This window comes from Anaerophaga thermohalophila str. Valhall (genome assembly GCF_000250735.1).
GTDB classification, from domain to species: domain Bacteria; phylum Bacteroidota; class Bacteroidia; order Bacteroidales; family Marinilabiliaceae; genus Anaerophaga; species Anaerophaga thermohalophila_A.
This window is the reverse complement of the sequence record NZ_AHZV01000057.1, coordinates 1-12,153: the sequence shown is the minus strand read 5'-3', so window position 1 is coordinate 12,153 and position 12,153 is coordinate 1. Positions and strand designations below refer to the sequence as shown.

9 protein-coding genes are annotated in these 12,153 nt (G+C 42.0%); 7 read left to right on the top strand and 2 right to left on the bottom strand.

Features of this window, described 5'->3' with window-relative positions; all coding sequences use genetic code 11:
• Nucleotides 1–489 precede the first annotated feature (489 nt).
• The 6 genes from OQ5_RS0102410 to pncA all read left to right on the top strand — a co-directional run bounded on the left by OQ5_RS0102410 (nt 490) and on the right by pncA (nt 5,799).
• Nucleotides 490–1,227, top strand: a complete 738-nt coding sequence (locus OQ5_RS0102410; protein WP_016775962.1) for a polyprenol monophosphomannose synthase — start codon at nt 490–492, stop codon at nt 1,225–1,227.
• Nucleotides 1,228–1,327: 100 nt separating this feature from the next.
• Nucleotides 1,328–2,662: a dihydroorotase gene (locus tag OQ5_RS0102405; protein WP_016775961.1), complete on the top strand. Its 1,335-nt coding sequence runs from the start codon at nt 1,328–1,330 to the stop codon at nt 2,660–2,662.
• A gap of 14 nt (nt 2,663–2,676) precedes the next feature.
• Nucleotides 2,677–3,177 carry a hypothetical protein gene (locus tag OQ5_RS0102400; protein ID WP_016775960.1) on the top strand — a complete coding sequence of 167 codons (501 nt, stop codon included), beginning with the start codon at nt 2,677–2,679 and terminating at the stop codon, nt 3,175–3,177.
• 180 nt (nt 3,178–3,357) lie between these two features.
• Entirely contained in the window at nt 3,358–4,155 is a 798-nt protein-coding gene (gene pncB, locus OQ5_RS24100) for a nicotinate phosphoribosyltransferase (protein ID WP_255297347.1), read from the top strand.
• Nucleotides 4,112–4,837: a hypothetical protein gene (locus OQ5_RS24095; protein ID WP_255297346.1), complete on the top strand. Its 726-nt coding sequence runs from the start codon at nt 4,112–4,114 to the stop codon at nt 4,835–4,837. The genes pncB and OQ5_RS24095 overlap by 44 nt, the downstream gene beginning before the upstream one ends.
• A gap of 335 nt (nt 4,838–5,172) precedes the next feature.
• Entirely contained in the window at nt 5,173–5,799 is a 627-nt protein-coding gene (gene pncA, locus OQ5_RS0102390) for a bifunctional nicotinamidase/pyrazinamidase (protein ID WP_016775959.1), read from the top strand.
• On the opposite strand, the gene OQ5_RS0102385 is transcribed toward pncA, so the two are convergent.
• Nucleotides 5,780–7,039, bottom strand: a complete 1,260-nt coding sequence (locus OQ5_RS0102385) for an aspartate kinase (protein ID WP_016775958.1) — start codon at nt 7,037–7,039, stop codon at nt 5,780–5,782. The genes pncA and OQ5_RS0102385 overlap by 20 nt on opposite strands.
• 393 nt (nt 7,040–7,432) lie before the next feature.
• Here OQ5_RS0102385 and mfd point away from each other — a divergent pair, with 393 nt between their 5' ends.
• On the top strand, nt 7,433–10,783 hold the full coding sequence (gene mfd / locus OQ5_RS0102375; RefSeq protein WP_026055074.1) for a transcription-repair coupling factor: 3,351 nt from the start codon (nt 7,433–7,435) through the stop codon (nt 10,781–10,783).
• A gap of 11 nt (nt 10,784–10,794) precedes the next feature.
• On the opposite strand, the gene OQ5_RS0102370 is transcribed toward mfd, so the two are convergent.
• On the bottom strand, nt 10,795–11,874 hold the full coding sequence (locus OQ5_RS0102370; protein WP_016775955.1) for a response regulator: 1,080 nt from the start codon (nt 11,872–11,874) through the stop codon (nt 10,795–10,797).
• Nucleotides 11,875–12,153 lie beyond the last annotated feature (279 nt).

Genomic DNA, 12,153 nt, shown 5'->3' with positions numbered 1-12,153 from the left:
GTACAAAATTATTTTTCTCCTTTTGCACTTTCTTCCTCTCCCCCCTTGCTGGCTCATGCTTTCAGCCTTTTCTAAAGCGGCTGCAAAGATAATGGCTTTTGGGCCGTTTTTCCAAAATACAACAGCCTGTTTTTTGTGAAAAAATGTCAATAGACTGAAGAACAATACAAAACGTTTAATAAAAAAATATCATACAATAGAAATCCGGCAATTTTTGTAACTTCGTAACTATCAATAGTCAGTTAAAAAAGCCTAAACGCAGAGACGCAATGACGCAAAGTCTTTATTATGAGAGGTAGATACGTCCAAATTGGGCGTCTCTACCTTAACCAGACATCTGCAAAAACTTAACGGAGTATTGTAAACTGAAAACCTGCATTTAATCAAGCTACATTCAATATATAAACAACTAATTTCAAGACCATTAAAAATTTTAACAAAACTATCAAAAACGTTATCATTCCATTGACCAAATAAAGAAACAAATAGATGACAAAGACCAAAAACCTGGTAATAATACCAACCTATAATGAAAAGGAGAACATTGAATCCATCATTAAAGCAGTTTTTTCTCAACCTGTGACATTCGAAATACTAATTATTGACGATGGCTCGCCAGACGGTACAGCAACCATCGTAAAAAACATGCAAAAAGAATATCCTGAACGTCTGCACATCATAGAAAGGGAAGGCAAGCTTGGACTTGGAACAGCCTATATTACCGGTTTCAAATGGGCGCTTGAAAAAGGCTATGATTATATTTGTGAAATGGATGCTGACTTTTCTCACGACCCTAAAGACCTGAACAGACTGTATTACACCTGTGTGAATGAAGGTGCCCACCTGGCTATAGGTTCCCGGTACAAATCGGGGGTTAATGTGGTAAACTGGCCAATAGGAAGGGTTTTGATGTCATATTTTGCCTCGGTGTATGTAAGGCTCGTGACAGGAATGAAAATTATGGATACAACAGCCGGCTTTAAATGCTATCACCGAAAGGTGCTGGAAACCATCAAGCTGGATAAAATAAATCTGAAAGGATATGGGTTTCAGATAGAAATGAAATTTTCAACCTGGAAATACGGTTTCAAGATCATAGAGGTTCCCATTATTTTTACCGATCGGCAACAGGGTTCTTCCAAAATGAGCGGAGGCATTTTCAGTGAAGCGTTTTGGGGCGTCATCAAAATGAAAATAAGCAGTTTTTTTAAACAATACGAGGTGTAAATCAACAGGTCATGTCGTTGTTTGTTACTTTATCGATACCATAGATAACAGATATTTGAGCGAGTTGAGCGGAGTGGTTTTACATTGAAAAATAGCGAGTATGAAGATCCTGATAAAAAATGCAACCATAATTAATGAAGGTAAATCTTTCGAAGGAAGTGTGCTTATAAAAGACCGCTTCATAGATAAAATTTTTAGCCCGAACGACGAATTGCCTGATGCCGATACCATAATTGATGCTACAGGACAATATCTTATTCCAGGGGTAATTGATGATCAGGTACATTTTCGGGAGCCCGGACTGACCCATAAAGCAGACATTGAAAACGACTCGAAAGCTGCGGTGGCAGGAGGCGTAACATCATTCATGGAGATGCCCAACACCAGGCCTCAGACAACCACCATTGAAGCACTCAGGCAGAAATTTGAGATTGCCAAAAGGAAGTCGTATGCTAATTATTCCTTCTACCTGGGAGCCACCAACAACAATCTGGATGAACTTTTAAAAGCCGATCCCCATAATGTATGCGGAATTAAGGTTTTTATGGGCTCATCAACAGGGAACATGCTTGTTGACGATCCCGAAACTCTCAGGAACATTTTCAAAGAAGTTCCTTTACTTATTGCAACTCACTGTGAAGATGAGCAAACAATACGGAATAATACCAACCGTTACCGTCAGCAATACGGAGATGAGATGCCATTCCGTTATCATCCCGAAATCAGAAGCCCGGAAGCCTGTTATCGCTCATCATCACTGGCAGTGGAACTGGCTTCAAAATATAACTCCCGGCTGCATATTTTGCATATCTCTACGGGACGTGAACTATCTCTATTCTCCGGAAAACCACTGGAAGAAAAAACCATCACTGCGGAAGTTTGCGTTCATCATCTATGGTTTTGCGATGAAGATTACGACAAATATGGCTCCAGGATAAAATGGAATCCTGCTGTAAAAACCAAAAAAGACCGGGATGCGCTTCGCGAGGGCTTAAAAAACAACCTGCTTGATGTTGTTGCTACCGACCACGCCCCCCATACACTCGACGAAAAAAACAACAACTATTTCAATGCCCCATCCGGTGGGCCACTGGTGGAACACTCCCTGATTGCCATGCTCGAAATGGCCGAACAGGGCATTTTCCCGAAAGAACTTGTGGTGGAAAAAATGTGTCATGCCCCGGCAAGAATGTTCAATATCGACAGAAGAGGGTTTGTAAAAGAAGGTTATTATGCCGATCTCGCTCTGATTGCACCGGAGCAAATGAATACCATCAGTGACGAATCGGTTCATTATAAATGTAAATGGAGTCCGTTTTCGGGAATAACATTTTCTCACAAAGTTACTCATACTATAATTAACGGCCTGATTATTTACGAAAAAGGTCAGTTTGCCACAGAACCAGAAAGTATGTCTTTACAGTTCATACGGTAAAAAAGTAAAGTAATATGAGGCATAAACAATTGGCAATCTTATCCGTTCTGCTGACAGTAACAGCTTTTATTGCCTGTAAGCATGAAGGTGGGAAACAAGCTTCCCCCGAAGAACATATCACAGGCATTCAGATTGCAGACACTATTCTGTACCCGGTAGATATTATTAACCCGGATACTACCGACAAATGGGCGGATATCAGATTAAGAAGACTTCAACGCAAACGCATGGTCAATATGCTCTTTGAAGCCGTATATCAGGGAAATGCCAAAGCCTTCGATTATTATACCGACGAACCATTTAGCCCGGAAGAGATAAAAGAGATGGAAGCTTCCGGTGAATTTGAACGCAACAAAGTATCGCAACTTCAATTTGAAGAGGCATGGTACCTCGATACCATTAACAACAGAATGACAAAAGAAGTACAATCGGTACTTCTGGCATGGCCGGTGTATGACAGTAAGGGTGTCTTTCAGGCTTATAAAGCGGGTTTTGTAGTGAAATTTGACAATTAAAGCAAAAATGAAATGAACATGGCAATGGTTGCCACAATAGATCATTAGATTTTCAGATAAAAGTAACCAACAGGCAGAAGTTTGACAGGCAGAAGGCAGAAGACAGGGCATGGGGCATGGAGCCTGGAGGAAAGATGGAAAGGTAAAGGGGCAGGATGGTAGCATGGAGAATATATACGAATGAATAACTTACAAACCACATATAAGAATTCATTGGCACTGCTTACCGATCTCTACGAAATAACCATGGCTTATGGTTTTTGGAAGAACAAGATGCACAGGCAGCAGGCCGTGTTCAACCTGTTTTTTCGAAACAATCCTTTCGAAGGAGGATTTGCCGTGAACTGCGGATTGGATTATGTTATGGATTTTTTGAAGAATTTCATATTCACAGATTCAGACCTCTCTTATCTGGCAGAATTAAAGGGGAACGACCAGAAGCCTTTATTCGATCAGGGATTTCTGGACTATCTTCGGAATATGCCATTTGAATGTGATGTGGATGCTATTCCGGAAGGAACTATTGTTTTTCCCCACGAGCCCCTTATTCGCGTAAAAGGACCACTACTGCAATGTCAGTTAATCGAATCGGCACTGCTCAATTTTATCAATTTCCAAACGCTGATAGCCACTAAGGCAGCACGCATAACAATTGCAGCAAAAGGTGATCCCGTTATGGAATTCGGATTAAGAAGAGCCCAGGGAGTGGATGGATCGCTTGCAGCTACACGCGCAGCATTTATTGGCGGATGTGCCGGTACATCCAATGTACTGGCCGGGAAAAAATTTGGAATTCCTGTCCTGGGAACCCATGCACACAGCTGGGTACAGGCATTTGACAGTGAAACAGAAGCTTTCGAAGCTTTTGCAAACACATTGCCCAACAATACCATCTTCCTGGTTGATACTTACAATACTCCTAAAGGCATTGATAATGCAATCGCTGTCAACAAAAAAAGCAGAAGCCAGAGGTCATAAAATAAACGGTATTCGCTTAGACTCAGGCGACCTTGCCTACTTCAGCCAACTGGCCAGAAAGAAACTCAATGAAGCCGGTCTTTCGCATGTGAAAATCGTGGCCAGTAATGATTTGGACGAACATCTTGTTGCCAGTCTGAAACAACAAGACGCTGAAATCGACAGCTGGGGTATAGGAACAAAACTCATTACTGCCTTTGATCAACCTGCATTAGGCGGGGTTTATAAGTTATCGGCCCTCGAAAAGAAAGACGGGCAATGGGAAGACCGCATCAAACTTTCCGAACAATCTGTAAAGATCAATATCCCCGGATTACAGCAGGTCAAAAGGTTCTTCAAAGAAGGACAGATGGTGGGCGACATGATTTTTGATGAACGAACAGATCTTTCCGGTGCAGTAAGAATTATAGACCCGGCCGATCCCACACGCTCAAAAATCCTTAACAAAGAAGACCTGGAGTGTGAAGACCTTTTGAAACCGGTATTCAGAAAGGGAAAGTGCGTTTATAAAAACGAAACCATTCACCACCTTCAAAAACGAACATCGGAACAACTTAGTTTGTTAGATAAGACGATAAAACGTTTCATCAATCCACACCGGTATCCTGTCGGATTGGAGGAGAGCCTTTTCAAACGAAGACTTGATCTTATTTTAAAACATAAAGAAGAGGCACGACGCTGATGAAAGGGGAAATGGCGTTATGATTTATTGTTTGCATAAAGCAATAGTCAGTTAAAAAAAGCCTAAACGCAGAGACGCAATGACGCAATGACGCAAAGTTTTTATTATGAGAGAGTTGTGATTTGCATCATTGATTGTGCAAACAATTAATTACCAGGTATTTGTAAAAGTTTAACGGAGTATTGATTAAGACAACATCGCCTCCGAGGGGGGTGTACATTTAAGATGGCAGGCATAGACAAAATGGCGCAAAGTTCTTACTATAAGAGAGTTGTAAACTTCTTTGTTGGTTTCATAAACGATTAATTACCAATTATTTGCAAAAATTTTCCATTATGGATGCTTTATTAATAGTTGACGTACAAAACGATTTTCTTCCGGGTGGCTCACTGGAGGTAACGGAAGGCGATAAAATAATTCCCGTCATTAATACACTTCAGACCGGATTTGGGCTTATCGTTGCCACCAGAGACTGGCATCCGGCCAACCACGGAAGTTTCGCATCAAATCACAAAGGTCATAAACCCGGCGATGTTATTGACCTGCAGGGTCTGGAGCAAATTTTATGGCCAGATCACTGCGTGCAGGGAAGTCCGGGAGCCGAACTTTCCCCCCTGCTGAACCAAAGCATGATACAAAAAGTCGTCTTCAAAGGAACAGACCCCAAAGTAGATTCCTACAGCGCCTTTTTCGACAATGGGCATCGAATACAAACCGAACTTCATGATTACCTGCAGAAAAAAGGGGTGAAACGTCTGTTTGTGACAGGGCTTGCCGCGGATGTATGTGTTTACTTCACGGTGAAAGATGCACTGGACCTGGGATATGAAACCTATCTGGTGACCGATGCAACCAGGGGCGTTAATCTTAAACCCCATGACACATCCAAAGCATTTGAGGATATGGAAAAAGAAGGTGCCAGGCTAATCAAATCAGATGACGTTATGAAGCTTCGTAAATAACGAAGCGAGCATTTTTCCTCGTGATTTGTGAATCGATGACAGTGTAACCGTTTAGCTTTTCTTCAATAACTTCCTGGGTATAATGTCTGATGGTCAACAAGTCAACATTTTCATTATACCTGACCACCATGGTTTCCATAAAATTTTCCAGCAGCGACTTCAGCTCTTTTCTATTATCCACGCATGCAGTAAAATTGAGTGCCGAAGTCTGTAAAAGATTGATGCCGACTCTGTATTGACCAAAAATTGACAAGATGCGCCCAAGGTAGTTTTCGGTAATAAACGAATAATCGCGGGGAGAAAGCGTCAAAAAAACCTGATTGCGCTTGAGAATGTAAATCGGAGGCAAATGTGACGGATTTTCTCCGCTGATGATTGTTCCTTCGTCCTGAGGGTTTAGAAACGACTTAACGAACAACGGAATTTTCTTGTTTTGAAGAGGCTTTAAGGTTTTCGGGTGGATAACCTGTGCCCCGTAGTAAGAAAGCTCGATGGTTTCGGCATACGAAAGCGCATCAATTTTTTGTGCATCCGGAAAAATTCGCGGATCGGCATTCAATATCCCGGGAACATCTTTCCAAACCGTCACTTTCCCCGCATCCATAACATTACCGATTATTGCGGCAGTATAGTCAGACCCCTCACGGCCAAGTGTAGTTGAAATGTTACTGATAGTCCCTCCCAGGAAACCCTGAGTAAGATACAGACTGGTTCCTTCAAATGTAAACGCCTCAAGCATCAGTCTCGATGTCAGATCCCAATTGACGTTCGCAGCACGGTAAATGTCATCGGTTTTCAATACCTGCCGAATATCCACCCAGGTATTCTGAACACCCGAATGATTGAGATATGCGCTGATAATCAAAGTAGAAAGCAGCTCACCATACGAAACAATCTGGTCATACTCGTAATCGAAATGCATGGATGGTATCTGGTCTAACCTTCGTTCTAAAGATTGCAAACAGTCATAAAAAGGAATCAGATCGGGAACATCAAGACTACCAAACAAATTGCCGGCAATTTCTTCATGATATGTTTTTACCAAACGAAACCGCTCCTTCATTTCATCGGGCTTCTCCGAAAAATAACTCTCCGCCAAAGCCTCCAGCGAATTGGTGGTCTTTCCCATAGCCGACACAACCACCACATGGGGCCGGTCCAGTTGTTCAACTATTTTCAGTAAATTACGTACAGAGTCTGCATCTTTAACCGATGCCCCTCCAAATTTGGATACTTGCATTTTGTGTTCTGTTTATTTTTTAATTTCCTGCGCCTCGGACATGACAAAAATAACCTTTTAACAATAGATCGATAGATTTTTAGCCTGCTTTATTCATAAGTTTTCGTCATGAGATGTCCAAATATCAAAAAACGCAAGCAACCGCAGACAAATTTGATGCAGGAATGTGCTAAGCGATGAATAACCAGCCCCGATTTATCGGGGAGTAATAAGGGCCGGTTTCATGCATCAAATCTTCTCTTTGCGATTTTAGTGTCCCTTTTATTTTGCTTCCCTGGCGTGAAATAAAAACAGACAAAACGCACATATTCTCAAAATAATATATAGCTTTATTTCTTACTTCCCGTCCGCCCTTTTTCTCAAAAACCACTACTTTTGCAAAAATTTTTACAAGTGGAGTTAAGCACGCTAATAAATATTTTCAACAACCATCCGGGACTGAAAGAACTTACCGGGTGGCTCAAAGAACCAAAAGAAAACATATATCTGAAAGGACTCTCCGGCTCATCTTTTGCATTGGCCGGTGCTGTAAGTGCAGGGCAGTTTAAGCATCTGTTTGTGCTTTACGATAAAGAAGATGCCGCTTATTTCTACCATGATCTGGTGCAATTGAGAGGAGAATCTTCAGTCTTTTTTCTGCCTTCGAGTTACAAACGTTCCCCTGAATTCGGTCAGCCCGACAGCAATAACATTATCCTCCGCACCGAAGCCCTGGAACAACTCCGGAATTCATCAGGCAGTTGCTTTGTTGTAACCCATACCGAAGCACTCCTGGAGCCTGTCCCTTCGAAGCAGGAAATGAGCGGACAGTCGATGACTATCCAAACGGGTGACCAACTCGACATGACCTTTGTTGCTGATTTCCTGCAGGAAATAAATTTCCAGCGCGTTGACTTCGTTTATGAACCGGGTCAATACTCTTTGCGTGGCTCCATAGTTGATGTGTATTCTTTTTCAAATGAAGACCCGGTACGGATTGATTTTTTTGGCGATGAGGTGGAGAGCATCCGAACTTTCGATATAGAAAACCAACTGTCAAAAAAATCCCTCGAGTCTATCGCCATTTTCCCCAACTTATCGGGAATAAAGGAAAAATCCGGTAATTACATTCCACTTCCCGATTTTCTTGATCAACAAACCCGGATATGGATGGAGCAGCCCGCTCAAATTACAGGGAAAGCAAAAGAAATATTCCGGAAAGTTATCAGAAAAAACGAAAACACTGACACCCCCCCTGAATCACAGGAAATCCCATCAGCAGAAAACCTGGTGAACCCGGAAAAACTGGAAGAAGCTTTTGCGTTGTGGCCCAAAATAATCAGGGACAACACCACTCCGCACGATAAGACGCGCTCAATCCGGTTTGAAACCTCACCTCAGCCTGTTTTTAAGAAAAACTTTGAACTGCTCGAAAACGATATACAAAGCAAGCTGAACGAAAAATACCAGGTGTATATTCTGTCAGACAATCCGCGCCAGCTTGAACGTCTTCGACAGATATTTGACGATCGGGGAAAACATTTGAACTATAAAGAAATTGATCACACACTTCACAGCGGATTTATTGATAATCAGTTAAAAATATGTGTTTATACCGATCATCAGATTTTCGACCGTTATCATAAATTTTCACTACGAACCGACAAAGCTAAGGCAGCCCGACAGTCACTCTCCATCAAAGAACTTTCGCGGCTCAACCCCGGCGATTACGTAGTGCACATAGATCATGGAATAGGGAAATTCGGCGGATTGGTTACTACCGACGTAAACGGCCAAAAGCAGGAAGCCATCAAACTTATCTATAAAGACAATGATGTTATTCTCGTTAATATACATTCGCTCCACCGCATCAGTAAGTTTAAGGGAAAGGACGGAGAGCCTCCGCGCATAAACAAGCTTGGAACCGGTGCATGGCAACGCACCAAAGAAAAGACCAAAAAGAAGGTAAAAGATATTGCCCGTGAACTTATTGCCCTTTATGCAGCACGAAAAGCCCAGCCGGGCTATGCCTTTTCGGCAGACTCCTTTATGCAGAAAGAATTGGAAGCTTCATTTATTTTTGAGGATACACCAGATCAAAACAAATCTACCCAGGCCATAAAAAATGACATGGAAGAAAAAACACCCATGGACAGGCTCGTTTGTGGCGATGTGGGCTTCGGGAAAACGGAACTGGCAATAAGGGCTGCTTTTAAAGCCGTAAGTGACAATAAACAGGTTGCAGTGTTAGTGCCCACCACCATTCTTGCACTTCAGCACTATCACACATTCAAGGACCGGCTCGCTGATTTTCCCTGCCGTGTAGAATATGTGAGCCGCCTACGCAAAACATCAAAAACGAAAGAAGTAATCAACGACCTGAAAGAAGGGAAAGTCGATATCGTTATCGGGACACATCGTCTGGTGGGCAAAGATGTTACCTTTAAAGACCTCGGCCTCCTGATCATTGATGAGGAACAAAGATTCGGCGTGTCGGTAAAAGAAAAACTAAAACGCCTGAAAATTAACGTAGATACGCTAACGCTTACAGCAACACCAATTCCGCGAACCCTTCAGTTTTCGTTGATGGGAGCAAGGGATTTATCCATCCTGAATACACCCCCGCCTAACAGGCACCCGATTATTACAGAACTTCATGTATTCAACGAAGCAATCATTAAAGAAGCCATTACCTATGAAGTAGAACGCAACGGGCAGGTTTTCTTTATCAACAACAGGGTGCAAAACATTTATGAATTGGAAAAAGCTGTCAACCGGTGGCTTCCCGATGTCAGAACCGTCGTGGCACACGGTCAGATGGAGGGACAAAAACTGGAGCGCATCATGCTCGATTTTATTGAAGGCGAATATGATGTTCTGATAGCCACTACTATTATAGAATCGGGACTTGACATTCCTAATGCCAACACCATTATAATAAACAATGCACATCATTTTGGCCTGAGTGATCTTCATCAGCTAAGAGGAAGGGTAGGCCGGTCGAACAAAAAAGCCTTTTGTTACCTTCTGGCCCCGCCACTGAACACACTTACCCAGGATGCAAGGAGACGGTTGCGAATCATTGAGGAATTCTCCGAACTGGGCAGTGGTTTTAATATAGCCATGCAGGACCTGGACATCAGAGGAGCAGGCAATCTGCTGGGAGCCGAACAAAGCGGATACATTGCCGACATTGGCTACGAAACCTATCAGAGAATACTTCAGGAAGCGATGCTGGAACTCAGAGAAGATGAGTTTCCCGACCTTTTCACAGAAGAACCAAAACCGGGAGAAGAAGACAAAAAAATATTCGTCAACGACTGCCAGATTGAAACCGACGAAGAGGTCAGAATTCCTGATGATTATGTTACCAACATAGCAGAACGCATGGACCTTTACAGGGAACTGGACAACATAACCGAGGAAGAAGGCATCAAAAGCTTTGAGTTTAAACTCAAAGACCGTTTTGGTCAAATACCCGAACCTACCATGGCACTGCTCGACATAGTGAGATTGAGAATAAAAGCCAAAACCATGGGCATTGAAAAAGTTTACCTGAAAAACCATTCTGCCCGCCTCTATTTTATTGGCAACCCCGAATCACGCTTTTACCAGACCGAATGTTTCGGAAAAATTCTGAATTGGGTTCAGCGGCATCCAAAAGATGTTCAGATGAAGCAAAAAAGTGAGAGGCTGATCTTAACCATCAAAAAAGTTAAAGACATACAGGCTCTAAGCGATTTATTGAAAGAAATGTCAACGTAGCATTAACACAATTATTTTTCGACAGCATCATTCAATACCACAAGAATTTCTTCAGGTACTCCCTCTCCATTGCTTAAAATATATCCCAAACACTTAAGATGATGAGAAGTGGTTTCGATCATCAATTCGGAAGGTGTGTCATTTTTCCGGTTGAATATATTGGCAAGTGTTCCCCGGTCAATATTCATCCAGGGGCGTAAAGTGAAGACCGAATGTCCACGCATATCAAAGGCCGGAGAGACATACTCCTGAAAAGCAGGATTATAATCTTTTACCTCAAACAGATTATTAATAAGCAAAATAGCTCCCTTTCCTGACAAGGCAGCCTCGCGCCATTTTTTCAATTCATCGATCCGGGCCAGATAGCTTGAAACTTCAACCAATACCATCTGAAAAGCAGGAGCACCGTTAAATGTAATCAGTGAGGCATGAACCACTACTTTTAACGGTTTGTGGTGAAATGTATTGATTTCTAAATGGAACGGCTTAATATTTTCACTCTTTTCATCGGCAAATATACTCTCCAATATGGGCACAAATTCATCATCCACAAAATCGATCATGGCTGTCCCCACAATATCTTCCATGTAATGAGTTTTGAAAAGATCGAGTGCAAGATTATTTAAATAACGAATAATCCCTTTCTGAACAATAGTAATAGCAATCGGGGCTTTGGAAATGTAATTTCTGAAACTCTGTTCCCGGCGTTTCTGATCCAGGTCGGCCTTATGTTTATAATAGGCCAAATCCATGGTTATTCCGAGTTCTTTCTTTGTAATGGGCTTCACCAGGTAGCCGTAAGAGTTCGAAATAACAGCTCTCTCCACCACCTCTGTGCTTGTGTCGCTTGACACAAAAATAACCGGAATCTCACACTCCCGCTGGATGGTTTCGGCAGCCTCTATACCATCAACATCACCCTCCAAATGGATGTCCATCAAAACTATATCGGGTTTATGAATCTTTGATTCTTCCAAAGCTTCATGCCCAGTCTTACATCTACCGATAATTTCAAATCCCAGGTCTTTTAAAAACAAAGAAAATATAGCAGAAATAAACCGGTCATCTTCAACTACCAAAACTTTTCGCATAATAATGGTATAATTTTTGGGAGTAACACGTTTACCCAAAAAGAAAAATTACATTTGTCGAAATTAATAAGTGCGCGTTAATAAACTCGCAAAAGTTTTTACAATATGTGTGTCTGTTCAGAAAGTGCCGGCTGCAAGGCTTGCGAAACCGCCAAAAACGCAGTTTACTAATCGTAAATGAGAATTTTGGCGGCGAGCGTAACACAGCAAATGGTACTTTATGGACAGACACTAATTAGTGCGTGTCTATAAACTCGCAAAAATTTTTACAATATGCGA

What these genes read in the sequence shown, in the direction of transcription:
- OQ5_RS0102410 (WP_016775962.1), top strand. Translation starts at nt 490, where the DNA reads ATGACAAAGACCAAAAACCTGGTAATAATACCAACCTATAATGAAAAG.
- pncA (WP_016775959.1), top strand. Translation starts at nt 5,173, where the DNA reads ATGGATGCTTTATTAATAGTTGACGTACAAAACGATTTTCTTCCGGGT.
- OQ5_RS0102405 (WP_016775961.1), top strand. Translation starts at nt 1,328, where the DNA reads ATGAAGATCCTGATAAAAAATGCAACCATAATTAATGAAGGTAAATCT.
- OQ5_RS0102385 (WP_016775958.1), bottom strand. Translation starts at nt 7,039, where the DNA reads ATGCAAGTATCCAAATTTGGAGGGGCATCGGTTAAAGATGCAGACTCT.
- pncB (WP_255297347.1), top strand. Translation starts at nt 3,358, where the DNA reads ATGAATAACTTACAAACCACATATAAGAATTCATTGGCACTGCTTACC.
- OQ5_RS0102370 (WP_016775955.1), bottom strand. Translation starts at nt 11,874, where the DNA reads ATGCGAAAAGTTTTGGTAGTTGAAGATGACCGGTTTATTTCTGCTATA.
- OQ5_RS24095 (WP_255297346.1), top strand. Translation starts at nt 4,112, where the DNA reads ATGCAATCGCTGTCAACAAAAAAAGCAGAAGCCAGAGGTCATAAAATA.
- OQ5_RS0102400 (WP_016775960.1), top strand. Translation starts at nt 2,677, where the DNA reads ATGAGGCATAAACAATTGGCAATCTTATCCGTTCTGCTGACAGTAACA.